Below are 25,220 nucleotides of genomic sequence, written 5' to 3' on the forward strand. Positions count from 1 at the left end.
AAGCCAAAAATAATCGGCGCGGAAAAAATACGTATGACAAAAAGCAATCGTTTGTTAACCAAGAATTAATTTTACAACAAAGGATTAAGGCGAGAGGATCTCATCAGTGAGCGTACTGTCATTCCTGAGATCATTGATGGTTCAATGCGCTAAAACGGTGCAATTTACGTATTTTGTAGTGCAAAACAAGGCTGTTACCGACAGTACGCGAAATGGCAAGATAGACAAAACGAGGAAGAGAGAAAATCGGGAGAGAGCCGGTGAAAAGTCAGCCTGCCCGACATCACGAACCTGGCAGGCTGAACGGAAACGATTGCGCAGCTAGTCCAATTTTACGCCGATACGGTGGGCGACTTCTTCATAGGCTTCAATCAGGCCGCCAAGGCTCTGGCGGAAGCGGTCTTTGTCCATTTTGTTCAGCGTGGCCTTATCCCACAGGCGGCTGCCGTCCGGGGAGAACTCATCGCCCAGCACCACTTCGCCTTTAAACAAGCCGAACTCCAGTTTGAAATCCACCAGAATCAGACCGGCGTCGCCGAACAGTTTGCTCAGCACCTCATTCGCCTGGTAGCTCAGTTCTTTCATGCGCGCCAGATTATCTTCGCTCACCCAGCCAAAGGTTTTGCAGTAAGACTCGTTCACCATGGGGTCGTGAAGGGCGTCGTTTTTCAGGAACAGGTCAAACAGCGGCGGGTTCAGCTCGATACCCTCTTCGACGCCCAGACGTTTTACCAGCGACCCGGCGGCGCGGTTACGCACCACGCACTCCACCGGCACCATATCCAGCTTTTTCACCAGCACTTCGGTATCGGAAAGCAGGCTCACCATTTGCGTCGGGATCCCGGCTTGTTCCAGTTTGCTCATAATGAAATGGTTGAACTTGTTGTTCACCATCCCTTTGCGATCAAACTGCTCAATGCGAGCGCCATCCCCGGCTGACGTATCATTGCGAAACTCCAGCACCAGCAGGTCGGGATCTTCGGTGGTGTAGACGGTTTTCGCCTTCCCACGATACAACTCAGCTAGCTTTTGCATCTTTATTACTCCACACAGTGAGGGCCAGGCGCACCGGGCCCAAGAATTTAACGCCTAGATTGTTTAATGAAGAAGGGCCGGATAATCCGACCCTTGCGAGTTACTTACTGAATGCCGCCTGGAATACCGCCACCAGCGCATCGTTTTGCGACTGACTCAGCGTATGTCCTTTGGAGTCGATAAATTGCAAACTGCTGCGGTTACCGAGATCGCCGACCTGCAATTTGTAATCGCCGTTGGGCAGTTCAGGATCTTTCGCCCCTAACGCCTCCCAGGCGCTGCTGCCCGGCGCACGGTAGGTGACGGAAACCGAACCCTGAGGACGGCTGCGATCGCTCACCTTCATCCCGATGCTGTCCAGGGCCGCCGGCAAACGCTCCCATACCAGGGTATAAGGCCCGCGCACCACCAGCAGCGGCAGGCCGGTATCGTCCGCCCCGCTCTGCACGTCCAGCGAACCGCTGGTTCGCTGCGCCAGCGCGTTTTCACGCGCGGTGGCCTGGCTGTCCAACGACTCGCTGATGGTATTCAGCATCAAGCCCGCGTAGCGTTGGATTTGCGCCTGCTCGGCGACCGGATTGTTGTTCTGCTGCAATGCCAGCAGTTTAACCACCAGCGCTATCTGATACCCTTGCTGCTGAACGGTTATCTGATAACGGCCCTGATATTGCAGATCTTCATCCTGGCGCGTCCAGGCGATCCAGTCCGTGGTCAGCGTCTGCTGAGCGTCCTGGCGGCTGGCGATGGTGAAATTTTTATCCTGTAGAATACGCACCACCTGGGACCAAAGCTGGCTGTTTTGCGCGCTATTTTCCAATAACAGCGTTGCCGTATCCCCCGAGATCTGGGTGCGCGAACCACTCAACAAAGCCAACGGCTGCACCGGCGGACGAATATCAAGTTCTTTGCCTACCGCGCCATTCAGCGTTACCGGCGGGATATCATATTCCCCGTTCTGCAACGGTAAAATCATACCGGCCGGCGTGTTCAGCGCTTTTTGCGCCGGCGTCTGCAGATAGGATTCATCGCCGCTAACCTGCCGCTTATAGCGCTGATCGCTGGAACAAGCCGCCAACAGCATCACTAATGATACGCCGACAACTTTCGCCACCATCGACTTTTGCAGTGAATCAGTCATTCAATCTCCCTAACGGTTACAGCAAACCCGCATGCTTCAATGCGCGCGCCACCGCCGTGCGACCTGAATCAGTCAGCGGCGTCATGGGCAGGCGAAGCGTATCGGTCGCCACAAGTCCCAATTCCTTACAGGCCCACTTCACCGGAATCGGATTGGGTTCAATAAATAATTTCTGATGCAACGGCATCAGGCGCTGATTTAAACGGCGCGCTTCAACAAAGTTGCCCAGCGCCGCCAGTCGGCAAAGCTCCGCCATTTCACGCGCGGCGACGTTCGCCGTCACGGAAATCACCCCTTTTCCGCCGAGCTGCATAAAGTCCAGCCCGATATCGTCATTGCCGCTCAGCAGAATGAAGTCTTCACTAACCAGCTCTTGGATCTGACTTACCCGGCTTAAGTTCCCCGTCGCCTCTTTAATCGCGACAATATTTTTAATTTCAGACAGCCGCGCCACGGTTTCCGGCAGCAGGTCGCAACCGGTGCGGGAAGGAACGTTATACAGGATTTGCGGCAGGTCGGTATGTTCGGCGATGGCTTTGAAATGCTGATACAGCCCTTCCTGCGTCGGGCGATTGTAGTACGGCGTAACCGACAGACAGCCGGCGACCCCGGTGCCGTGAAAGCGCTTGGTCAGTGAAACGGCTTCCGCGGTGGCGTTGGCGCCGGTTCCGGCGATCACCGGGATGCGGCCGTCGCTCAGCTCCAGCGTGCTCATCACCACGTCGCCGTGTTCCTCATGGCTCAGCGTGGCGGACTCCCCGGTAGTTCCAACGGAGACAATCGCCGATGTGCCGCTGGCGACATGATAATCAATCAGTTTTTTCAGGCTGGCGCGGTCGACGGCGCCTTTGGCGTCCATCGGCGTAACCAGCGCAACAATACTTCCCGTAAACATTGGCCGTCCCCTCCACAAACAAGTGCCTCATGGTACTTTTGAGTTCTATGCAAAAGCAAGCGCGCAACGGCATTGTAGGCGTCTGGCACAGGTTTTTTTATGATACCGCCAGCAGCATTAACAATGCTTCTGAGTTTTTTATGGCGGGCAGACGGCTTCCCAGAAAATAATTAAACATTATTCGATAAATCGTCTTAGATAGCAGGATGTGGTCTTTTAAAGGTTTTTCTTCGCGTAAAAAATCGCGCTGAGGTGGGCGTGACCGCCGGGTGAGCGGCAGGGACCGCCGCGAAAGCCAGTGCCGCGCCGGACAAAAACGCCAGGAGCGTTTTTGAACAGCACTTGTGCTGGCCCGCAGGGCGAGCCCCGGGGATGGGGCGAGTATTCCGCGTCAATGGCGGCCCGACCAGCGGTCACGAACGCCGAAGGCATCGCGTAGCGACGCGATTTAGCGAAAAGCCCGGGGTCACGGGGGGCTGGCGCTTGAGCCCCCCGTGTCGGGCGCGTGCTGCGACGGTCTCAGAAATCGACTGAGGTTAGTACGCACGAAACCCTCACTGCGTTAACAGAAATCCCTTTCCCAAATTTATGGGGATTCCTTATCCCGGCGGGCCGCCGCAAGCGGCGTTAAAAATTGCTCCCGGCAATTTTTTATGGCGGGCTATCCCTGCCCGCCACCCTGCGGGCCGCCGCAAGCGGCGTTAAAAATTGCTCCCGGCAATTTTTTATGGTTACCATGTGAATATCAGGAAAAAAGCACAGGAAGCATCATTTTGCCGAGTCCACAAGAACACTATCTGGTTATCACAGCCGTGGGGGCCGACCGCTCAGGCATTGTTAACGCCATCACCCGCCACGTCAGCAGCTGCGGCTGTAATATCGAAGATAGCCGTCTTGCCATGCTGGGCGAAGAATTTACCTTTATCATGCTGCTTTCCGGAAGCTGGAACGCCATTGCGCAGATTGAGTCCACCCTGCCGCTGAAGGGGGCGGAGATGGAGTTGCTGATCGTGATGAAACGCACGGAATCGCAGGCGCGGCCGCCCATGCCGTCCACCGTTTGGGTCAAAGTGGATGTGGCGGATTCGCCGCACATCATCGAGCGCTTTACCGATTTATTTGACTCCCATCAGATGAACATTGCCGAACTGGTCTCGAAGACCCGGCCCGCCGAGGGAGGGCAGCCGCCGCAGCTGTATATTCAAATCACCGCGCACAGTCCTGCCACGCTGTCCGGTTCAATAATTGAACCAGCCTTTTATCAGCTATGTACAGAACTGCGCGCACAAGGCAGTATTAGCGTCGTGAACTATCCACAGCATGAAGAAAAAGACGGAGAGTAGTGATGAATACACTGAAAGCCGGTGATATCGCGCCGAAATTTAGCTTGCCCGACCAGGACGGCGAGCAGATAAATTTAACCGACTTCCAGGGACAGAAGGTGTTGGTCTATTTCTACCCCAAAGCCATGACGCCAGGCTGCACCGTTCAGGCCTGCGGCCTGCGCGATAATATGGACGATCTGAAGCAATATGGCGTTGAGGTTCTGGGGATCAGCACCGACAAACCGGAGAAACTGTCCCGCTTCGTCGAAAAAGAGTTATTGAATTTCACCCTGCTGTCCGACGAAGATCATCAGGTTTCACAAGCCTTCGGCGTCTGGGGCGAAAAAACCTTTATGGGCAAAACCTATGACGGCATTCATCGCATCAGCTTCCTGATTGATGAAAACGGCAAGGTGGAAAAGGTCTTTGACGATTTCAAAACCAGCAACCACCATGACATCGTGCTGGACTACCTGAAAACCGCCTGAACACTCCCGTTCCGGCGATATACCGGCGCCTTGCATAAGGCGCCGGTTCTGCAAACCAATCGATTTTCTTGATTCATTTATCGAAGAATGCACGCATTTATACATCGATTAGAATGAATTTAATCGATCGTCCATTTAAGATGATATCACCGACCCTGAATGATATCTGTTAAGCCCAAAAAACATGACAAGGCCCAACCAAGAGTAAGGTAGCTAACGCAGATTATGAAAACGGTAACCAATAGCGACCACCTGAGCCACATCATAATTAGTGGTTATAAATCAATTGCTAGCTGTGATCTGCAAATGGGTTGTCTCAACGTGCTGATTGGGGCCAACGGTGCGGGTAAATCCAATTTCATCAGTTTTTTTCGCCTCATTGCAACCTTACTGGATCACCGTCTGCAAACGCTGGTCAGCAAAGCAGGAGGACCAGACGTCCTATTGCATTTCGGTCGAAAAAAAACCGAAGCGTTAAAAGGTGAATTGTTCTTTGGCAATAACGGCTATAAGTTCACGCTAGAACCCACTAACGATAATCGTATGATGTTTCAACGGGAAGCGCTCTGGTGGAACATGAGTGGTGATAAAGGCGTAAAATCAGGTCATTTTGAATCGCTGGCGGAAGAACATCGTTCAGGTATCAGGAAATATACGTTACCCGCCATGCGCCGCTGGCGCGTCTATCATTTCCATGACACCAGTGAAAGCGCCAGAGTAAAACAAATTCACCGCATTAACGATAATGACTACCTGCGAGAGGACGGGGCTAACCTGGCCGCATTTTTATACCGTTTGCAAAAAAATCATGCCGACCATTATCAGCGTATCATTAAGACCATCCAAATGGCCGCTCCATTTTTTGGCGATTTCTATCTGCGCCCTACGCCGGATAACCCAGACAGCATCCAGTTGGAATGGGTTGAAAAAGAACAAGATGTCCCTTTCAAAGCCAGTGAGCTTTCCGATGGCACCTTGCGCTTCATTCTGCTAGCCACCGTCTTACTGCAACCCGAAGAATATATGCCCAGCGCCATCATCATTGATGAACCTGAATTGGGTCTGCATCCTTATGCCATCAGCGTCCTGGCCGCGTTAATCAAAAGTGCCAGCAAACAGCATCAATTAATCGTTTCAACGCAGTCAGTGGAACTGGTTAATGAATTTGAAGCCGAAGATTTAATCGTTGTCGATAAGCATCATGGCGAATCGACATTTAAACGCCTGGAACAAGATAGCCTGCATGAATGGCTTGAAGATTACAGTTTAGGCGAACTGTGGAAGAAAAACCTGCTTGGCGGGAGGCCGCAGCGATGACAAGGATAAACGTTTTTGTTGAAGGCCAAACGGAAGAAACCTTTGTACGCGATACGCTCGCACCTTACTTTATACGTCATGGACTTTATCTTAATCCAATTTTAGCGCAAACAAGTCGCGGCTATAAAGGCGGTATCGTCAGCTATGGGAAAGTCAAAAATCAGGTCATTCGCCTTTGCAAAACTGATAAAAAAGCCTGGGTAACCACGTTGATCGATTACTATGGTTTACCAGTTGACTTTCCGGGTTTAGCTCACGGTAAACCGGCCAATAGTGATGTTCATAGGTGGATTTTAGAACTGGAACAGGCCTTTCAGGCGGACATTTCGCAACCTAACTTTATCGCCAATTTTTTACTGCATGAATTTGAAGCCCTGCTGTTTTGCGAACCTGACAAATTTGCCGATTGGCTGGCTGACAAGCGCCCGATTGAGAAACTACAACAAATCAGGACGAAATTTCCCTCTCCGGAAGAGATTAACAACAGTCCCCATACGTCTCCTTCAAAACGAATTTTATCCGTAGTGCCTGAATATCAAAAAACATTGCACGGCCCGCTGATTGCCGCAGATATTGGTTTAGACTCTATGCGTCGAGCCTGTCCCCATTTTGAGTACTGGTTAAATCGTCTGGAAGCGTTAAAAAATGCCTAGCGTAGGCTTCATCTCCGCTTTTCCACTCTGGAACCCGTAACGCGTTGCCCACGATTTTCCAGGATAAATATTTCTTTGTGCGTCATGGCTGGCTAAGATGGTTGGCAAAGCGCTGCAATATTGGCTGTTGATAAGGTTGCTTCTCATTATGTCTAACCGGTTAAGAAAAACGGTCGTTTCCGTCCTGCTGGGGGCGATGCTGACCGGTAATATGCTTCCCGTTCAGGCCGAGATCCAGGATCGGCTGCCGGATATCGGCACCACTGCCGGCGGCACGCTGAGCATCAATCAGGAACTGGCGATGGGCGATTTTTATGTCCGTCAATTACGCGCTGGCGCCCCGTTGATTAACGATCCTCTTTTATCGAATTACATCAACCAATTAGGCAATCGGCTGGTCAAGCAGGCCGATTCGGTACGCACCCCTTTCCGCTTTTTCCTGATCCGCAACGATGATATCAACGCCTTCGCCTTTTTCGGCGGCAACGTGGTGATCCACTCGTCGCTCTTTCGCTATGCGGACAACGAAAGCGAGCTGGCTTCGGTATTGGCGCATGAAATTTCACACGTCACCCAGCGCCATCTGGCGCGCGCCATGGAGTCGCAGCAGCGCAGCGCGCCGCTGACCTGGGTCGGCGCCCTGGGTTCCATTCTGCTGGCGATGGCCAATCCGCAGTTGGGGATGGCGGCGCTGAGCGGAACCATGGCCGGGGCGCAACAGGGGATAATCACCTTTACCCAGGGCAACGAACAGGAAGCGGATCGCATAGGCATTCAGGTGTTGCAGCGCGCCGGCTTCGACCCGCAGGCCATGCCGAACTTTCTGCAAAAGCTGGCCGAACAATCGCGCTACGCCTCGAAGCCGCCGGAAATCTTGCTCACCCACCCCTTGCCTGAAAGCCGCCTGTCCGATGCCCGCAACCGGGCGAATCAGATGAGATCCACGCCGGTGCAGTCATCCCAGGATTTTCTGTTCGCCAAGGTGCGCACCTTCGGCATGTACGGTGCGGAAGGCAGGCCGCTCGACGATGACCTGCTGAAAGCCTGGGCGAAAGGCAACGTACGCGAGCAGTTGGCGGCCAAATACGGCGACGCCGTCCGTTTTTATCAGGCCAAGAAATACGACGAGGCGCGCAACGTGCTGCAACCGCTGCTGGACAACGCCCCGGACAACCCGTGGTTTCTGGATTTGATGACCGATATCGATCTGGGGCAAAACCGCGCCGCGCAAGCGATCGCCCGGCTGCAAAAAGCGCCGGGTATACAGACCAACCCGGTGCTGCAGCTCAATCTGGCGAATGCCTACGTCGAGGGGAAACAGCCCGCGGCGGCCAGCAAAATACTCTACCGCTACACCTACGCCCACGCGGACGATCCCAACGGCTGGGATCTGCTGGCGCAGGCCGCCGCCGCCCAGGGTTCGCGCGCGGAGGAGTTATCCGCCCGCGCCGAAAGCCTGGCGCTGGCCGGACAGCTCGACCAGTCTATCCGCTTGCTGAGCAACGCCAGCTCGCAGGTGAAACTCGGCAGCCTGGAACAGGCGCGCTACGACGCGCGAATCGACCAGTTGCGCCAGTTGCAGCAACGTTTCCGTCAGTACCAAAAATCCTGACGCTGCGGATGAATGCCCCCGCTATCGGCAGGCAAATCATAATCAACCGATCCCTTCCTGTCCCGAACCGCACACCAGGGCGCAGGCCTTGATGCCGGGTTCCAGACGGACTTTTCCGGCACGCAGCGCCGCTGCCGCCGCTGCTCCGCTGAGGTCAGCGGCCAGACCGGTTTCAAACCACAACCAGCGAGCGGCCTCAAGCATTTCCTGATCCGAAACCAGTACGATCTCATCCACCGATTGCCGCACCACGTCAAAGATAGAGCGATCGGTACGGCCGCAAGCCATAGTGGCGACAGCCGTCGTAATCTCCGGCAGGGTAACGACCTGCCCAGCCTGCAAACTGGCGTACAAAGTCGGTGCCCCTTCCGGTTCAATACCGATAATACGCACTGAGGGTTTTAACGCCTTTAAGGCAGTCGCGATCCCTGATATCAACCCACCGCCGCCAATAGCCACCAGAATCACATCCAAATCCGGCAATTCGTTGAGTATTTCAAGTGCCAGAGTCCCCTGACCGGCCATTACCGCCGGATTGGCAAAAGGATGAAAATAGGCGCATTGATGTTCGGCGGCAAATGCCAGCGCGCTTTTGTTGGCCTCGTCCCAGACGCTGCCCTCCACCTTTACCGTCGCCCCCCAGGCGGCGAGCTTGATTAATTTTTCTTCACTGGTGGTTCGGGGAACAAAAATAGTCGCCGGTACGCCGGCCATGGATGCAGCACGCGCCACCGCCAGGCCATGATTACCGCCGGATGCGGTAACAATACCGCGTTGTATTTCCGTATCAGGCGTCGTCAGTAAACAGTTGGTTGCCCCGCGAACCTTAAATGAACCTGTAGGTTGCAGACATTCAAGTTTAAGCCACAGTTCCGCCTCGGTGATTTTTTTCGATAAGCAAGTCGCTTGCAACAAAGGGGTTTGTCTGATGTATGGCGCAATACGTTCAGCCGCATTTTTTATATCGGAAAGAGAAATCATTCTGCACCCTTATGGTAAAGTAATCGATTACGTTATCTAATTTATGCATGGAATCAGAAGTGTTGACAAGCACGATGCATATTCTTTTCAATGGTCGCAGCAGCGGCTCACGTCGTCCCGCATAGGGAAAATTTTCGCCAGCGTTAACTTTATTTTAATAATCAATAAGTCAGGATAAACGTAATGAATGACATCCATTTTTATGATCCCCGCCACGGAGAATATTGTATATTCAGCAACTTACATCCCCGCCCCGTGGTATTTAACGGCGAAGAGTATGCCACGCCCGAACATGCCTATCAGGCGGCAAAAGCGCGGCATCCGGTCATGCGTCGTTGGTTGATGCAGGCGCCGACCCCGGAGATGGTGGCGATTTGCGGCGATGCTTTGACCGAGCAGGAAACCGTTCCTGACTGGGCTGAACATCATATTTCGTTAATGGCCGCACTAGTACAGGCTAAATTTGATCAGTCGCCGGATTTTAAAGATCTGTTATTGTCCACCGGCGAACGTCGACTGGTGGAATGGTCGCCGGTGGATAATGAAATTGCCCGCTTTTGGGGCGAATATCGGGGTGAAGGCGATAACAGGCTGGGGCATATACTGATGTCGCTACGTACCGCCTATCGCCGCTAATTGCCGTGAGTACTTCCACCATCGTTATTCACCGCTCTGCCCGGCTAATGCGTGTTTATGCCAAGCGGTATGTACGCGTGGCGTTTTCGCAATAAAATTGCCGAAGTTCATGCTCGCTGCTACCGCGTAATATCTCATCCATAATACTGACCCAGCGGCCATAATCGATAGCCATATTCATCACAGGCCAGTCACTGGCGAACATGATTTTTTCAAAACCAAAATGCTCAATCACGTGGGTGATATAGGGCCGGATTTCATCCACCGTCCAGTTCTGGTGATGGGCTTCGGTCGCCACGCCGGTAATTTTGCACACCACATTCGGCAACGCCGCTATCGCTTTGATTTCGCTCATCCAGGGTTCTTTCAGGCCCGTGGCAATACCTGGCTTGGCAATATGATCAAGGATAAAATTCACCTCTGGGCAGCGCCGCACCAGTTCGTTTGCGCTGGCCAATTGATCGTGGCGGATACACAGATCAAAACTCAGGTCAAAACGTGCCAGACGCCGGACGCCTTCAACAAAATCCGGGCGCAAACAATAATCCGCATCCCGGTGATACTGGATAAGACGACGGATGCCATGCACCGAGCTGACTGCCGACAGACGCTTCAGCTCCGCTTCCACAGCGGCCCCGTTTTCCACCGCCGCCGATGCCACCAGCGCCGCTATACGCGGTTCCGAACCAATTAGTTTTTCAACAAAACGGACCTCATCCAGCCGTTGTTCGTCTGCAACGTCCACCTCGACAAACACCAGTTTCTCAACGTCGACGCCCCGGCTGGCACGGGTAAAATCATCAGGCAGATAACTTCCCTGAATAGCCGGCACAGCGGTAAGCCAGGGATAATTGAGTTGCTGTTGATCGTAAAAATGCACATGGGCATCAACCAGTGGAAAATTGGGCATTATTTTTTCTCCGTCACAGAAGGTATTGATAGCGAAGGTGGAGATGCGCTGTCCCGAATAATAAATTCAGTGTTGAGTACGATCCTCTCCGGCGACAAGGGTTGTTCACTTAGCAATGCATTCAGTAAACGTTGGGCCGCAATGATACCCAGTTGATATATCGGTTGGCTGATGGCGGTAATGGCCGGTTTAAAAATCGGATACCATTCCATATCATCAAAGCCGATTAGCGAAAAATCCTGCGGAATAGTGAATCCCTGCGCCAGAATTTCACTCAGCGCGCCGATGGTCATCAGATTGTTGGTGGCGAAAAAGGCAGTAATGGAGGGGTCCTGCCGGATAAGCGTTTTGATGGCATGGCGTCCACCCAAATAGGTGGAATCACTGGAAAAGATAAGATCCTCGCAAATCGCGATACCCTTGGCATTTAACGCTTCCCGATATCCCTCAAGCCGCTCCTGATCGAACGAGGCCTGCTGTTTACCGGTGATGATGGCGATATTCCTGTGGCCGAGATTAATCAGATAATCTACTGCTTTTTTGGCGGCCTGTTGGTTATCCACCACGACGGTATCAACCGGGACATCTTTGAGTTCAGTATCAACCAGTACGATATGCATACCCCGCGCCACGGCATCGAGGATATGGTCATTCTCACTGGCTGAACTGGACATAATCACCGCGTCGACCTGTTTTTCCATCATCAGTCGCAGCAGCCTTTTTTCTTCCGTAACGTCATTGTCGGTATTGGCCAATAACACGCTGAAACCCTCAGATTTCAGGGTATTTTCCACGCCCCGCGCCAGGCCGCCGAAAAAAGGGTTGGAAATATCGGCCAGAATCAGACCTACCGAAAAGGTTTTCTCCTTGCGCAGACTGGCCGCTACGGAATTGACCACATAGCCCAGGCGCCTGGCCGTATGCAATACACGCTCGGCGGTGGCTTCCGACGTCGCGCCTTTAACCCCCGCCAGCACTCGGGATACGGTAGCCGATGACACCTCTGCTTCCCTGGCGACATCCTGCATGGTAATTTTCTTTTGCCCTTTCAATCAATGCCTCCTGTATGAATTAACGTCCCGGTGTGACAAACCTAAAATCAGGAAAACGAACGAACCCAATACATAAATTATAATAATGCTTGACAGTTCAATTTTTCGTCAGTAATTATAGTAACGCAATCGATTACGTTAATCGATGTTCTTAGCAGTGTTTCTTTCAGACTTTTTCACCCACCAGTACAGGGGGCCTGAAAATGCAAAACGACCACACTGAGCTGCCATCATTATCACCAGCGGATGATACTTGCAGTCTGGCGCAGCAGCGGCAAACCGCTCTGGAAGCCATCAATATAGTTAAGAATTTCGGCTCATTAAGCGTACTACGCGGCGTATCGATATCCTTGTTTCGCGGCGAAATCACCGCCGTGGTCGGAGATAACGGCGCAGGAAAATCAACCTTTATGAAGGTTCTGTGTGGCGAGCATATTCCCGACCAAGGACAACTGTGCATCAATGGCAAAGAAGTCCGACTGCGCTCCACGCAAGATGCTCAACATTATGGCATCGAAACGGTTTATCAGGATCTGGCGCTGGCGCCTGATCTATCGGTGGCGGAAAACGTCTTTCTGGGTCGTGAGTTGAAAGCCCCCGGCTGGCGCGGCACGCTTGGCATGTTGGACCGCAAAACCATGCTCGACAGCACGACGGACACGCTCAGTGAATTGGGTGTGAAGCTGAAAACCTACCGGGCAACCGCGCAAAGCCTTTCCGGCGGGCAGCGTCAGGGCGTTGCCATTGCCCGGGCGATAAAATGGGCCCGCCACGCGATTTTGCTCGATGAGCCTACCGCCGCGTTGGGTTCCCGTCAGCGCGACATGGTTTATCTGGCGATTCGGGCCGCCGCCGGTCGTAATCTTGCCGTTCTGCTGATTTCTCATGATTTGCCGCAGGTGCTGGAAATTGCTGACCGTATTGTCGTTATGCGCCAGGGAGTAGCCATTGCCAACCTGACGCCGTCCCAGGTCACGGTGCGTGATATCGTTGACGTCATGCTTGGCGCAAAGGAGGCCGTAATATGAGCACCGTTCCCGAACAGCACCCACCCCCTGGGTCACAGCATGATAATGGTGATAATTCGACCTGGCTTTCGCGATTGACTGATGCGACCTCATTTTGGATGTTATTGATATTATTGAGTATGGTGGCGGTTTTTTCGCTGATTTCCCCAAATAATGCTTTTTTTAGCCTGAACAATTTTTTCACTATCGCCCTGAATGCGTCACAGTTGGTGCTGCTGGCGGTGGGAATGACCTTTCTACTGGGTGCGCGTGAATTTGACCTGTCGATCGGCGCCAATGTCGTGCTTTCTTCGATTTTAGCGGCAAAAACTATTACCGCTCTCGCCGGAAGCGCTGATGAAGTGGCCATGGGCGAGTATCCACATCTGCCTGTGGCTATCGTCTGCGGCATTTTGGTCGCCATACTGAGCGGGGTAATATTTGGTACTGTCAATGGGCTACTGGTAACCCGCCTTAAGCTGAGTTCGTTTTTGGTTACGCTGGCCACGACGACTATCGGGCTGGGCATTGCGCTGGTGATAACCCACGGCGCGAACGTGCCCAATATCCCGCGTACGTTGCAGACTTCTTTTGCGACCTATCGCATCGCCGGCCTGATCCCGCTGCCAGTGGTGTTATCGTTAACCATTGTGTTCTTACTCTGGTTTGTGTTGGCGAAAACCCGCTTCGGCATACATACGCTGGCGGTAGGCTCCTCGGCGAATGCAGCCCAGCGGGCGGGAATTAATGTCATGAGTCACAAGCTGGTCTTATTCAGCTTAATGGGGCTGCTGTGCGGTATTGCCGCCATGTTGGATATTTCCCGATTCGCCACCACCAATATCGGCGGACACCAGACCGATAGCTTACAGGCCATAGCCGCTGCGGTTATTGGCGGAACCAGCCTGTTTGGCGGCATTGCCTCGGTGCAGGGAACCCTTATCGGAACCCTGATCCCGGTGGTATTAAGTACAGGACTCGTCATTATGGGACTGGATTCCTTTTATCAGTTAATTGTTGTCGGGTTCATAGTCATTGTGGCCGTTTATATCGATCAACGTAATCGTCAGCGCAGTCTTTAACTTATTTATCGTCACTCATAAGGAAGTCAGCAATGAATATTCGTTTAGTTACGCCACTTGCTGCATTATTAGCTTCTTTATCGGTATCCGCCCTGGCGGAACAACCGGTTTCGGTGGCGTTTTTGCCCGGACAGGTGGGGATCCCATTCTATTCCACCATGCAGTGCGGCGCCGAAAACGCAGCAAAGGAATTTAACGTTAAATTAAGCTGGAACGGTCCGCCGGATTGGGATATCTCGTTGCAACAGCCGTTTATCGATGCGGCGCTGCAACTCAATCCCAACGCTATTGTCCTTGCGCCCACCGATGGAAATGCCTTGATAAATCAGGTCAAAAATCTGGAAGCCAAAGGTACGCCAGTGATTACCGTTGATGCGCCGCTGAATATGCCGGTAGAAACGCAAAGCATCCAGTCCAATCACTATCTGGGCGGCGTCGCGGCGGCCAAAGCCATGTCGGAAATCGCCGGTACAACCGGGGCCTTTCTGGCCGTTGGAATGAGGCCCGGCCTGCCGGATATTGATGCCAGGGTGAAAGGATTTGTCGATACCTACGGCAAAGAATTTCCCAACGCCAAGCTGCTGCCGGTGATTTACCCGGAAACCAGTTCGACCAAGGCAGCCCAGCAAGTTGCCGCGGCCTTGCAGGGCAACCCGGATTTAAAAGGGATTTATGTTACCCACTCTGCTGCGGCGACAGGCGCATCCTCGGCCATTATAGAAGCCGGTAAACGCGGTACGGTAAAACTGATTTCGTTCGACGGCGATCCACAACAGATCCGTGACTTAAAAGATGGGATCTATGATGCGCTGATAATCCAGCAACCTTACGATATGGGTTATCAGGCGGTGAAACTTGCGGCACAACTGGTACGTAAGCAAATTAACCGCGACGCCGTCCCTCATGACAACTTGCTGCCTTTTGTCATTGCGACAAGAGAAAATATGCAAGACCCTGAAGTTATTAAATATTTTTACCAAGTAAGCTGTAAAAAATAAGAAAGAGATCGTCAGGTTTTAATAAAAAATAATAATGCTAATTTTTGCATCCTCACCAGGGAACTCTAAAATGCAAAGTAGTTTAAATAATCGTGTTGCTATTATTGTCGGTGCGGCCAAAGGTATTGGCGAAGCTGTCGCTCGTCGTTTTGTCGAGCAAGGCGCGTCAATTATCCTTGGTGATATTGATTCCGAACGCGGGCAAAGGACTGCCCAAATATTAGGCAACGATAAAGCGGTATTTCAGTATGCCAACGTTGCAAGCAAGCAGGATATGGACAGTCTGGCCGAGTTGGCGATCAGCCGCTATGGCCGGTTGGATATTCTGGTGCAAAACGCGGGTATCTACCCTTCCTGTCTGCTCGAAGATCTTTCGCTGGAGCAATGGCAGCATGTTTTAGCCGTGAATTTAACCGGCACCTTTCTGGCAATGCAGGCCTGTTTGCCAGCTATGCGTGCAGGCCACGGCGGAAAGATGATTTTCACCTCGTCCATTACCGGGCCGAAAGTGGCCAACCCCGGCGTCGGGGCTTATGCGGCGAGCAAAGCCGGCATCAATGGGCTTATCCGCTCCGCCGCGCTTGAGTTCGCGCCTTATGGTATTACGGTTAACGGTATTGAACCGGGCAATATCATCACCGAAGGCCTGACCGACGGACGTAGCCCGGAATTTATCAGTAATATGGAAAAATCCATTCCACTGGGCCGGTTGGGGAAACCCGATGACGTCGCCGGTGCGGCGCTTTTCCTGGCTTCAGATTGCGCATCTTATATAACCGGCACAACTATTGTGGTGGATGGCGGGCAAATACTGCCGGAAAGCCTGGATTTTAACGACCGATCGCAGTTCTTCGCTTCATAAAAACCTACTCACCAATAAATCATCGTCTCTATTCAGGACGATGATTTATTGTTTCTATCGTGGCAGCCTACCGACAGGCGCGCATCGGTCGTCTGCCTGAACAGGTAATGGCGATGCTGTAAACAAGGCTCCCCGGCTTACAACCCGAGGATCTCTTTGACAAAGGGAATGGTCAGTTTGCGCTGGGCGGTGATGGAAGCGCGATCGAGCTGATCCAGCGTCATAAACAGCGTGCGCATTTCCCGATCGAGCCGTTTCAGCAGAAAACGGCTGACGTCTTCCGGCAGTTCGAATCCGCGCAGTTTGGCCCGCAGTTGCAACGCTTCGCCTTTTTCTTTATCCGACAGCGGCTGAAGTTTATAGATCTGCCCCCAGTCCAGGCGGGAAGAGAGATCGGGCAAATGCAGATTGAGCTGTCGGGGAGGACGATCGCCGGTAATAAACAGGCGGGTACGTCCGGTTTCCTGAATACGGTTATAGAGGTTGAACATCGCCATTTCCCAGGCTTCGTCGCCGGCGATCGATTCGATATTATCGATGCATACCAGCGCCAGCTGCTCCATACCCTCCAGCACTTCAGGCACGAAATAGGCGCGTTTATCCAGCGGCACATAGCCGACCGCTCGGTCGTGACGGGACAAATCGGCGCAGGCCGCGTGCAGCAGATGGCTGCGTCCGCCGCCTTCCCGCGACCAAAAGTAGATATAACTGCCGTGTTCCTGGCGCAGCGCGCCGGTAATGGCGGCAAGAAGCGACGCGTTTTCTCCCGGGTAGAAACTGGCAAAGGTTTCGTCATCGGGTAAATAGAGTGGCAGTGAAAGCTGTGCCGGCGTGTTCAGAATCACCTCAAGCAGGGCTGGCAGGAAAACAGAGCGAGTTTATCACAGAAACTCGGCCCTGTTGAGTCGCAGGCAACGACTCAACGGGATGCCAGGCCGCGTGATAAAAAGCCGGCGCTAACGCTGAGACGGTTGTTCCGTTTCCGGGGCATCGAGGATCACTTCTTCGCTGCGAAACAGGCTAATCACCTTAAACAGCAGGCTCATGCCGATGCCGACCACCGTCGCCAGCGCCATCCCTTTCAGTTCGGCCGCCCCGAGATGCACTTTCGCCCCGCTGACGCCGATAATCAGGATCACGGAGGTCAGGATCAGGTTTTGCGCCTTGTTGTAATCCACTTTGGACTCAATCAGCACGCGGATACCGGAAGCGCCGATCACCCCGTACAACAGCAACGATACCCCGCCCATCACCGGCACCGGCACCGCCTGAATCGCCGCCGCCAGTTTGCCGACGCAGGAGAGCAGGATCGCCAGGATCGCCGCGCCGCCGATAACCCAGGTGCTGTACACCTTGGTGATGGCCAGCACGCCGATGTTTTCGCCGTAGGTGGTATTCGGCGTCGAACCGAAGAAGCCCGACAGCACGGTGGAAACGCCGTTGGCGAACATCGAGCGGTGCAGCCCCGGATCGCGCATTAAATCTTTCTTGACGATATTGGCGGTCACCACCAGATGCCCGACGTGCTCGGCGATCACCACCAGCGCCGCCGGCAGTATGGTCAGGATGGCGAACCATTCGAAACGCGGAGTGTAAAACGTCGGCAGGGCAAACCAGTGCGCCTGGGCGATGGGCGCAAAATCCACCACGCCCATGGCGAACGACAACGCGTAACCGGCCAGCACGCCGATCAGGATCGGGATAATGGCCAGAAAACCGCGAAACAGCACCGACCCCAGGATCGTCACCGCCAGCGTAACCAGTGAAATCGTCACCGCCGTGCTATCAACGGACGCGCCGTCGGCGGGCAGCAATCCCGCCATGCCCGCGGCCACGCCGGCCAGTTCCAGACCGATAACGGCGACAATCGCCCCCATCGCCGCCGGCGGGAACAGCACGTTCAGCCAGCCGGTCCCCGCTTTCTTAACGATTAGCGCCACCAGACAGAACAGTACGCCGCACATAATAAAACCGCCCAGCGCCACTTCATAGCCCAGAGGCAACAGCAGTAATACCGGCGAAATAAAGGCAAAGCTCGATCCCAGATACGCCGGTATTTTTCCTTTGCAGATAAACAGATAGAGCAAGGTGCCTATACCGTTGAATAACAGTACCGTCGCCGGGTTGATTTTGAACAGGATCGGCACCAGCACGGTGGCGCCGAACATGGCGAACAGATGCTGGAAGCTCAGCGGTATGGTTTGCAACAAGGGCGGCCGTTCACTTACCCCGATGGCGCGACGAGTCATCTTTGTATCCTCTGTAACATTACTATTTGTTGCGGCTGCGGGCGGCGGCCTGCAGGGTGGCGGACAGGGATAGTCCGCCATAAAAAAACCGACTGTTTAAGTCGGCTTGCCTGTTATTTAGTACCAAATATCTTGTCGCCCGCATCGCCCAGGCCCGGCATAATATAGCCCTGCTCATTGAGGCCCTTATCGATCGCCGCGGTGTAAAGTTCGATATCCGGGTGCGCTTTTTCCAGCGCGGCAATGCCTTCCGGGGCGGCGACCAGCACCAACACCTTGATACTCCGGCAGCCGGCTTTTTTCAGCAGATCGACGGTGGCGATCATTGAGCCGCCGGTCGCCAGCATCGGGTCGACCACCAGCGCCATCCGTTCCTCGATATTGGAAACCAATTTCTGGAAATAGGGCACCGGCTCCAGCGTCTCTTCATTGCGGTAGATACCGACAACGCTGATGCGCGCGCTGGGGACATTTTCCAGCACCCCTTCCATCATCCCCAGACCGGCGCGCAGGATCGGCACCACGGTAATTTTTTTGCCTTTGATTTGATCGACTTCAACCGGACCGCACCAACCGTCGATGGTCACTTTTTCGGTGGCTAAATCGGCCGTGGCTTCATAGGTTAATAAACTGCCCACTTCGGAAGCCAGCTCGCGAAAACGCTTGGTGCTAACCTCGCTCTCACGCATCAGGCCCAGTTTATGTTTGACGAGCGGGTGTTTCACCTCGACGATCTTCATCATTATCTCCCCTAGACTGTGGACGGTCAGAAAAACGCCCGAAGCGTTTTTAAACGCCGCTTGCGGCGGCCCGCAGGGTAGTAGGCAGGACGCCCGCCATAAAAAAACGCCAGGAGCGTTTTTAAACGTCACGAAGTGACGACCCGCAGGGTGGCGGGCAGGACGCTCGCCATAAAAAAATCGCCGGATTATACCGCTTTTTTGGCTGAGTGATACAGGATTAAGCCTGATCCAGATCAACCGATAACAGAAATTGCCCAAGAGGAGGAAAAATAAAAACCCGGCGACACACCGCTCGCAAACGATTGCCCGCGCTGTTAGAATTAGCGCGCTCCATTTTAACTACCGACAGCAACCTCCGTGGGGACTCCGCAGTGACCGACAAAACCTCTCTCAGCTATAAAGACGCAGGCGTGGATATTGATGCTGGCAACGCATTGGTAGACCGCATCAAAGGTGTAGTGAAACAGACCCGTCGCCCGGAAGTCATGGGTGGCCTGGGTGGTTTCGGGGCCTTGTGCGCCTTACCGCAAAAATACCGCGAACCCATTCTGGTTTCCGGCACTGACGGAGTCGGCACCAAGCTGCGTCTGGCGATGGATCTCAAACGTCACGACACCATCGGCATCGATCTGGTCGCCATGTGCGTCAACGATCTGGTGGTGCAAGGGGCCGAACCGTTATTCTTCCTGGATTACTACGCCACCGGCAAGCTGGATGTCGACACCGCGGCCAGCGTGATTAGCGGTATCGCCGAAGGCTGTAAACAATCAGGCTGCGCGCTGGTGGGCGGCGAGACGGCGGAAATGCCGGGCATGTACCACGGCGAAGATTACGACGTCGCCGGTTTCTGCGTCGGCGTAGTCGAGAAATCCGCCATCATCGACGGCAGTAAGGTGCGCGCCGGCGACGCCCTGGTGGCCCTGGCCTCCAGCGGCCCGCATTCCAACGGCTACTCGCTGGTGCGTAAAATTCTCGAAGTCAGCAAAGCCGATCCGGCCAAGGTGACACTGGAAAACCGCCCCCTGGCCGACCACCTGCTGGCGCCGACCAAAATCTACGTTAAATCCATTCTGTCGCTGATTGAAAAAATCGACGTCCACGCCATTTCCCACCTCACGGGCGGCGGCTTCTGGGAAAATATTCCGCGCGTGCTGCCGGAAGGCATGCAGGCGAACATTGATGAAGCAAGCTGGCGGTGGCCGGAGGTGTTCAACTGGCTGCAGCAGGCGGGTAACGTCAGCCGCCACGAAATGTATCGCACATTTAACTGCGGTGTTGGTATGCTCGTCGTACTGCCCGCCGAGCAGGCAGACGAGGCCGTGGCGTTATTAAACGGCAGTGGTGAAACCGCATGGAAAATCGGCTTGATTAATCAAACCGATACCGGAGATTCAGTGGTCATTAACTGATGAAAAATTTCGTTATCTTGATATCGGGTCAGGGAAGCAATTTGCAGGCGTTGATAGACGCCTGCAAGCGCGGACGTATTAAAGGCAAGATAGCCGCAGTATTCAGTGACAATCCCGAAGCTCCGGGCCTACAGCTGGCGCAGGATGCCGGCATACCGGCGCACGCCGTCAGCCCGGAAGGATTTGCCGATCGCGCCGCTTACGATGCGGCAATGATGCAGGAAATAGAACAGTACCAGCCGGCGCTGATCGTGCTGGCGGGCTATATGCGGATTCTCAGTCCCGATTTCGTCGCGCAGTTCGCCGGTAAAATACTCAATATCCATCCGTCGCTGTTGCCGAAGTATCCCGGCCTGCATACTCATCGTAAAGCGCTGGAAAACGGCGACGCCGAACACGGCGCGTCGGTGCATTTCGTCACCGACGAACTGGATGGCGGGCCGTTGATTCTTCAGGCCAAAGTCCCCATTTTCAGTGATGATAGTGAAGAAAGTCTACAGGAACGGGTGCAGACGCAAGAACACACCATTTATCCCATGGTGGTCGGCTGGTTTATCTCCGGCCGGTTGGTTATGCGCGAAAATCAGGCCTGGCTGGATGGCGTGCGCGTTCCCTCGCAGGGTTACGCCGCCGAATAATCGTTTTCCCAGGTTTAAAAACGGCGGCGCGGCTGCTGTCAGCCCTTAGGGGATTCACGGTTGGCGTCCTGAATTCTCATCACATCGTCCAGAATGTCGAGAAACGCGTCGACGACCGCGGGATCGAAATGGCAGCCTGATTTCCGACCTGATATGGGCCACGGCTTCTTCCCGCGTCCAGACTCATTTATAGGGACGCTCGGAAATCAGCGCATCAAACACATCCGCCACGGCGACAACACGCCCGGACTGCGGAATATTTTCCCCCGACAGGCCTCGCGGATAGCCGCCGCCATTCCATTTTTCATGGTGCGTCAACGCGATCTCGCGCGGCATCACCATCAGATGCGAGTCATCGCCGGCCAGTAATTCGGCGCCGATAACGGTGTGCTGACGCATAATCTCCCATTCGGCGGCAGCTGCGGATCGTGGAGCGATTTCAACTGCTTCATAATCGCATAGCCGTCCAGATACGGCATATTCATGTCGAGCAGAATCAAATCGGTCCGATGCGCCATGGCGAAGGCGATCCCCGCTTCGGCGGTGCGCATGGTCACCAGGCGAATATGGCGAAATTTATCCAGGATCCGCGTCACCAGCTTGAGGTTCACCGGGTTATCTTATATTGATATACAGGATGTAATGCTGTCTCTGTCCGTGGACGTGCGGCGCCGCGCCGGGATCGTCTCGTCCGGCGTCGCGGGTAAAATGGCGGTTCGCGCCAGGGTAGCGGGAAGACGCATCCTTCCAGAACACGCCGGCCGGCAGATGATCGAGAATGGATTGCAGCAGGCCGCCCCGCTTTAATTACTTATTTAAATAGCCGTAATCTCTTGTCCCGCAACGATATCTGCCGCCGGTACTCATTACCCCTACTAACGCTCCGTTGAAAATAAGCAGGGTAGTAATTATCTTTCGCCACCCGTTTTTTTGCAGAGTCCATCATGCGCCTTGCCATCCTTATTGTTTTATCGCTTCTTGGCCCGCTGGCGTCGGCAAAAACCGTCACCGATATTCTGGGCCGACAGGTGACGATCCCGGACCACCCGCGGCGCATCATCCTCGGTGAAAGCCGCATGCTTTATACGCTGGCCCTGCTTGAGCCGGGAAATCCGGCGAAATACGTCGTGGGCTGGCCGGGCGACATGGCGCGTTATGACGCGCAAAGCTGGCAACGCTATACGGAAAAATTCCCGGCAATCAAGCAGATCCCGCAGTTAGGCAGCGGCGGTTTACCCACGCTGAATGCGGAAACCCTGCTGCCGTTAAAACCCGATCTGGTGATTTTGCCGCGGCTGGCAAAACAGCGCGCCGGCGATGACCTGCTGCAACAGACGCTGACCAGCGCGGGTATTCCGGTTATCTACGTCGATTTGCGCGTTGATTTGCTCCGCAACACCCTGCCGAGCATCCAACTGCTGGGAGAGGCGCTGAATCAGCCGCGGCGGGCCGCGGCGTTCAGCGAATTTTATCAGCAGCATATGAATGTCATTCGTCAGCGCATCGCGCAATACCAGGGTAAAAAAACCACGGTGATGCTGCATCTGCATCTCGGCCGCCGCGATACCTGCTGCACCACCGCCGTGGGGGGAAACCTGGGCGATCTGCTGGCCTTCGCCGGCGGCGAAAATATCGCCGCCGGCACCATCAACAGCGTATACGGCGAGCTCAGCCCGGAACGCGTACTGGCGGCCGACCCCGACGTCTACATCGCCACCGGCATGGCCGGGCCGGACGGCAAACGTTTTTCCAGCCTGATGCTGGGGCCCGCGGTCAGCCGGCAGCAGGCGCAAAACAGCTTCAGCACACTGATTCGTCAGGACGCCATCCTCTCGCACCTTGCGGCGGTGCAACAAGGACGGGCGTGGAGCATGTGGCACAACTTTTACCTCAGCCCTTATCACGTCGTTATGGTGGAGATGTTCGCTAAAGCCCTCTACCCCGACCTGTTCGAGGATATCGAGCCGCAACTCACACTAAAAAAACTCTACCAGCAGTTTTTACCTATTGATTTTTCAGGGACATACTGGAGTCAACTTGCACATGAAGAATAAGAAAATACGGCGTAACGGCTGGCCGGCGCTGGCGCTGCTGCCGTTCGGCATGCAGGCGGCCGCCGAAACGCGGAACGACACGCTGGAGGTTATCGCCACGGCGGAGCAGCAGGCGGAAACCGGCTATCAGCCGCATACAACCGTAACCGGCACCCGCAGCGAAAGCCGCCTGCTGGACGTACCGCAGGCGGTCAACGTGGTGCCAAGCCAGGTGATTGCCGACCGCGCGGTACGCAATATTGACGAAGCGTTATATAACGTCAGCGGCATTACCCAATCCAACACCCTCGGCGGCACCCAGGATGCGCTGATCAAGCGCGGCTTTGGCGACAACCGCGACGGCTCCCTGTTTCGGGACGGCGTACGCTCCATCCAGGCCCGCAACTTCACCCCGACCAGCGAGCGCGTGGAAGTGCTGAAAGGCCCGGCCTCCATGCTGTATGGCATGGGCGAACCCGGCGGCGTGATTAATATCATCAGCAAAAAACCGCAGCTGGTGCAAAAAACGCATATCGAAGGCTGGGGCAGCAGTTTTAACGGCGGCGGCGGCCAGTTGGACGTAACCGGACCGCTGGGCGCCTCCGGGCTGGCTTACCGTATGGTGGTCGATCATGACGAAACCGACTACTGGCGCAACTTCGGCCGCAACCGGCAAACCACCATCGCCCCGTCGCTGATGTGGTACGGGGAAGAGACCACGGTGCGGGTGGCCTACGAGCATATGGAATACCTGACGCCGTTCGATCGCGGCACCATTATCGACCCCAACAGCGACAAGCCGGTGAATACGCCGCGCGAAAGCCGTTTCGACGAGCATTACAACGCCACCCGCGGCGATCAGGACAGCATCACCCTACAGGCGGAGCGCAACCTGAGCGATCGCTGGAAAAGCAGCCTCACCTACTCCTATAACCGCAACCGCTATAGCGATAATCAGGCGCGGGCGATGAGCTACGATGCCGATAGCGGCATACTGACCCGGCGTCCGGACGCCACCGGCTATGCCCACGCGCAAACCCAGGTGGTGCAGCTTACGTTCAACGGGGATATTGACTGGGGACGGGTCAATCACCAGTTGCTGCTCGGCTTTGACTATGAAGCCGACCGCACCTTCCGCGGCGATATGATCCGCGGGACGAACAACAGTACGGACTTTACTATTTACCATCCGGTATACGGTCAGTTGGCGCCGTCTAGCAATGTCATCGCCTCGGACAGCGATCAGCGGGAAAATATCGACAGCAGCGGCTTCTTTCTGCAGGACGTCATTCGCCTGAACGATCGCTGGCAGCTGCTGGGCGGAGTGCGTTACGACAGCTTCGACGTGATGGCCGGCAAAGGCCGCCCGTTCGTCACCCGTACCGATAGCTCATATAACCGCGTAGTGCCGCGCGCCGGCATTATTTACAATCTGACGCCCTATTCTTCGCTTTATGCCAGCTACAGCGAGTCGTTTAAACCCAACTCGTCGATCGCCGATCAGATAGGTTCCCTTCCCCCAGAGATTGGCCAGTCTTACGAAATCGGCGCCAAGCTGGATCTGCCTAATCGTATTACCGCCAACGTGGCGCTTTTTGATATCAAAAAGCGTAATGTAAAGATTGACGACACTATATCTGTGAACGGAATTAACGAAAAGGTATACCGCACCGCCGGCAAAGTGCGCTCGCAGGGCATCGAGTTGGATCTGGCCGGCAAGCTGACGGATTCCCTCAGCCTGATCGGCTCCTACGCCTGGACCGATGCCCGCGTTACCGCCGACCCGGAAAATAACGGCAATGAAATGACCAACGTCGCGCGTCATACCGCCTCGCTGTTTCTGACCCAGGATTTCGGCGACGCCGGCATTCACGCCGGCGATAACCTGCGCGCCGGCGCCGGGGCGCGCTACGTCGGCCGCCGCGCCGGCGATGCGGCGAACAGCTTCTATCTGGATGACTATACGGTGGCGGATGCGTTCGTGGCTTACAGCCTGCCGCTTAACGGCTACCAGGTGAAGTGGCAGCTTAATATCAAGAACCTGTTTGATAAAACCTATTACCCCTCCAGCGGCGGTCAGTATCGCGTCGCCATTGGCGAACCGCGCCAGTTTGTGCTGCGCGCCAGCGTGGATTTCTAGTTCCCGTCAACGGGCCG

26 protein-coding genes are annotated in these 25,220 nt (G+C 54.6%); 15 read left to right on the forward strand and 11 right to left on the reverse strand.

Annotation, left to right across the window (positions count from 1 at the left end; genetic code table 11):
• Positions 1 to 321: 321 nt before the first annotated feature.
• The 3 genes from purC to dapA form a co-directional block, all read right to left on the reverse strand.
• Complete coding sequence (gene purC / locus EH206_RS15945) at positions 322 to 1,035, reverse strand: phosphoribosylaminoimidazolesuccinocarboxamide synthase (protein ID WP_009113854.1); 714 nt, start codon at positions 1,033 to 1,035, stop codon at positions 322 to 324.
• Between the two features lie 100 nt (positions 1,036 to 1,135).
• Positions 1,136 to 2,173, reverse strand: a complete 1,038-nt coding sequence (gene bamC / locus EH206_RS15950) for an outer membrane protein assembly factor BamC (RefSeq protein WP_009113855.1) — start codon at positions 2,171 to 2,173, stop codon at positions 1,136 to 1,138.
• 16 nt (positions 2,174 to 2,189) lie between these two features.
• Positions 2,190 to 3,068 carry a 4-hydroxy-tetrahydrodipicolinate synthase gene (gene dapA, locus EH206_RS15955; RefSeq protein ID WP_009113856.1) on the reverse strand — a complete coding sequence of 293 codons (879 nt, stop codon included), beginning with the start codon at positions 3,066 to 3,068 and terminating at the stop codon, positions 2,190 to 2,192.
• Between the two features lie 770 nt (positions 3,069 to 3,838).
• Between dapA and EH206_RS15960 the strand changes: the two genes are divergently transcribed.
• From EH206_RS15960 to bepA, 5 genes are all read left to right on the forward strand, one after another.
• Positions 3,839 to 4,411, forward strand: a complete 573-nt coding sequence (locus EH206_RS15960; RefSeq protein ID WP_198008364.1) for a glycine cleavage system transcriptional repressor — start codon at positions 3,839 to 3,841, stop codon at positions 4,409 to 4,411.
• 2 nt (positions 4,412 to 4,413) lie between these two features.
• Positions 4,414 to 4,881, forward strand: a complete 468-nt coding sequence (gene bcp / locus EH206_RS15965; RefSeq protein ID WP_009113858.1) for a thioredoxin-dependent thiol peroxidase — start codon at positions 4,414 to 4,416, stop codon at positions 4,879 to 4,881.
• Positions 4,882 to 5,106: 225 nt separating this feature from the next.
• Positions 5,107 to 6,198: an AAA family ATPase gene (locus tag EH206_RS15970; RefSeq protein WP_009113859.1), complete on the forward strand. Its 1,092-nt coding sequence runs from the start codon at positions 5,107 to 5,109 to the stop codon at positions 6,196 to 6,198.
• The gene (locus EH206_RS15975) at positions 6,195 to 6,851 is read left to right on the forward strand and encodes a DUF4276 family protein (RefSeq protein WP_009113860.1); all 657 of its coding nucleotides are present in this window, start codon (positions 6,195 to 6,197) and stop codon (positions 6,849 to 6,851) included. Before EH206_RS15970 ends, EH206_RS15975 begins: the two co-directional genes overlap by 4 nt.
• A 148-nt stretch (positions 6,852 to 6,999) precedes the next feature.
• Positions 7,000 to 8,463 carry a beta-barrel assembly-enhancing protease gene (gene bepA, locus EH206_RS15980; protein WP_040344018.1) on the forward strand — a complete coding sequence of 488 codons (1,464 nt, stop codon included), beginning with the start codon at positions 7,000 to 7,002 and terminating at the stop codon, positions 8,461 to 8,463.
• A gap of 42 nt (positions 8,464 to 8,505) precedes the next feature.
• Here the strand turns inward: bepA and EH206_RS15985 are convergent, their stop codons facing one another.
• Positions 8,506 to 9,444, reverse strand: a complete 939-nt coding sequence (locus tag EH206_RS15985; RefSeq protein WP_009113862.1) for a threonine ammonia-lyase — start codon at positions 9,442 to 9,444, stop codon at positions 8,506 to 8,508.
• Positions 9,445 to 9,627: 183 nt separating this feature from the next.
• On the opposite strand from EH206_RS15985, the gene EH206_RS15990 reads away from it, so the two are divergent.
• The gene (locus tag EH206_RS15990; RefSeq protein WP_009113863.1) at positions 9,628 to 10,080 is read left to right on the forward strand and encodes a riboflavin biosynthesis intermediates N-glycosidase; all 453 of its coding nucleotides are present in this window, start codon (positions 9,628 to 9,630) and stop codon (positions 10,078 to 10,080) included.
• 55 nt (positions 10,081 to 10,135) lie between these two features.
• Here EH206_RS15990 and EH206_RS15995 read toward each other — a convergent pair whose 3' ends face one another.
• The gene (locus tag EH206_RS15995; RefSeq protein WP_009113864.1) at positions 10,136 to 10,990 is read right to left on the reverse strand and encodes an amidohydrolase family protein; all 855 of its coding nucleotides are present in this window, start codon (positions 10,988 to 10,990) and stop codon (positions 10,136 to 10,138) included.
• Complete coding sequence (locus EH206_RS16000) at positions 10,990 to 12,042, reverse strand: substrate-binding domain-containing protein (RefSeq protein ID WP_009113865.1); 1,053 nt, start codon at positions 12,040 to 12,042, stop codon at positions 10,990 to 10,992. Before EH206_RS16000 ends, EH206_RS15995 begins: the two co-directional genes overlap by 1 nt.
• Before the next feature lie 203 nt (positions 12,043 to 12,245).
• On the opposite strand from EH206_RS16000, the gene EH206_RS16005 reads away from it, so the two are divergent.
• The 4 genes from EH206_RS16005 to EH206_RS16020 all read left to right on the forward strand — a co-directional run bounded on the left by EH206_RS16005 (position 12,246) and on the right by EH206_RS16020 (position 15,991).
• Positions 12,246 to 13,070 carry an ATP-binding cassette domain-containing protein gene (locus EH206_RS16005; RefSeq protein WP_009113866.1) on the forward strand — a complete coding sequence of 275 codons (825 nt, stop codon included), beginning with the start codon at positions 12,246 to 12,248 and terminating at the stop codon, positions 13,068 to 13,070.
• Complete coding sequence (locus tag EH206_RS16010) at positions 13,067 to 14,131, forward strand: ABC transporter permease (RefSeq protein ID WP_009113867.1); 1,065 nt, start codon at positions 13,067 to 13,069, stop codon at positions 14,129 to 14,131. Before EH206_RS16005 ends, EH206_RS16010 begins: the two co-directional genes overlap by 4 nt.
• A gap of 32 nt (positions 14,132 to 14,163) precedes the next feature.
• Positions 14,164 to 15,129 (forward strand): ABC transporter substrate-binding protein, encoded by a 966-nt coding sequence (locus EH206_RS16015; protein WP_009113868.1) that lies wholly within the window; start codon positions 14,164 to 14,166, stop codon positions 15,127 to 15,129.
• Positions 15,130 to 15,199: 70 nt separating this feature from the next.
• The gene (locus EH206_RS16020; RefSeq protein WP_009113869.1) at positions 15,200 to 15,991 is read left to right on the forward strand and encodes an SDR family NAD(P)-dependent oxidoreductase; all 792 of its coding nucleotides are present in this window, start codon (positions 15,200 to 15,202) and stop codon (positions 15,989 to 15,991) included.
• A 137-nt stretch (positions 15,992 to 16,128) separates the two neighbouring features.
• Here the strand turns inward: EH206_RS16020 and hda are convergent, their stop codons facing one another.
• The 3 genes from hda to upp form a co-directional block, all read right to left on the reverse strand.
• Complete coding sequence (gene hda / locus EH206_RS16025) at positions 16,129 to 16,836, reverse strand: DnaA inactivator Hda (RefSeq protein WP_009113870.1); 708 nt, start codon at positions 16,834 to 16,836, stop codon at positions 16,129 to 16,131.
• A 111-nt stretch (positions 16,837 to 16,947) separates the two neighbouring features.
• A complete protein-coding gene (gene uraA, locus EH206_RS16030; RefSeq protein ID WP_009113871.1) occupies positions 16,948 to 18,240 on the reverse strand; it encodes a uracil permease in 1,293 nt (430 codons plus the stop codon).
• A 113-nt stretch (positions 18,241 to 18,353) separates the two neighbouring features.
• Positions 18,354 to 18,980: a uracil phosphoribosyltransferase gene (gene upp, locus EH206_RS16035; RefSeq protein WP_009113872.1), complete on the reverse strand. Its 627-nt coding sequence runs from the start codon at positions 18,978 to 18,980 to the stop codon at positions 18,354 to 18,356.
• 374 nt (positions 18,981 to 19,354) lie between these two features.
• Here upp and purM point away from each other — a divergent pair, with 374 nt between their 5' ends.
• Both purM and purN read left to right on the forward strand, forming a co-directional pair.
• On the forward strand, positions 19,355 to 20,392 hold the full coding sequence (purM, locus tag EH206_RS16040; protein ID WP_009113873.1) for a phosphoribosylformylglycinamidine cyclo-ligase: 1,038 nt from the start codon (positions 19,355 to 19,357) through the stop codon (positions 20,390 to 20,392).
• Complete coding sequence (purN, locus tag EH206_RS16045) at positions 20,392 to 21,030, forward strand: phosphoribosylglycinamide formyltransferase (RefSeq protein WP_009113874.1); 639 nt, start codon at positions 20,392 to 20,394, stop codon at positions 21,028 to 21,030. The genes purM and purN overlap by 1 nt, the downstream gene beginning before the upstream one ends.
• Positions 21,031 to 21,213: 183 nt before the next feature.
• Here purN and EH206_RS23200 read toward each other — a convergent pair whose 3' ends face one another.
• Together EH206_RS23200 and EH206_RS23205 are read right to left on the reverse strand one after the other, a co-directional pair.
• Entirely contained in the window at positions 21,214 to 21,429 is a 216-nt protein-coding gene (locus EH206_RS23200; RefSeq protein ID WP_071778486.1) for an HD-GYP domain-containing protein, read from the reverse strand.
• The gene (locus EH206_RS23205; RefSeq protein WP_050815614.1) at positions 21,372 to 21,641 is read right to left on the reverse strand and encodes a response regulator; all 270 of its coding nucleotides are present in this window, start codon (positions 21,639 to 21,641) and stop codon (positions 21,372 to 21,374) included. The genes EH206_RS23200 and EH206_RS23205 overlap by 58 nt, the downstream gene beginning before the upstream one ends.
• Before the next feature lie 31 nt (positions 21,642 to 21,672).
• On the opposite strand from EH206_RS23205, the gene EH206_RS23095 reads away from it, so the two are divergent.
• The 3 genes from EH206_RS23095 (at position 21,673) to EH206_RS16060 (ending at position 25,203) form a co-directional block, all read left to right on the forward strand.
• Positions 21,673 to 21,837 carry a hypothetical protein gene (locus EH206_RS23095; protein WP_156803280.1) on the forward strand — a complete coding sequence of 55 codons (165 nt, stop codon included), beginning with the start codon at positions 21,673 to 21,675 and terminating at the stop codon, positions 21,835 to 21,837.
• Positions 21,838 to 21,974: 137 nt separating this feature from the next.
• Entirely contained in the window at positions 21,975 to 23,084 is a 1,110-nt protein-coding gene (locus EH206_RS16055; RefSeq protein ID WP_009113875.1) for an ABC transporter substrate-binding protein, read from the forward strand.
• The gene (locus EH206_RS16060) at positions 23,074 to 25,203 is read left to right on the forward strand and encodes a TonB-dependent siderophore receptor (protein ID WP_009113876.1); all 2,130 of its coding nucleotides are present in this window, start codon (positions 23,074 to 23,076) and stop codon (positions 25,201 to 25,203) included. Before EH206_RS16055 ends, EH206_RS16060 begins: the two co-directional genes overlap by 11 nt.
• The last annotated feature ends 17 nt before the right edge of the window (positions 25,204 to 25,220 follow it).

Origin of the sequence: Brenneria nigrifluens DSM 30175 = ATCC 13028 (assembly GCF_005484965.1) — a bacterium.
In the GTDB taxonomy this organism is placed as follows: domain Bacteria; phylum Pseudomonadota; class Gammaproteobacteria; order Enterobacterales; family Enterobacteriaceae; genus Brenneria; species Brenneria nigrifluens.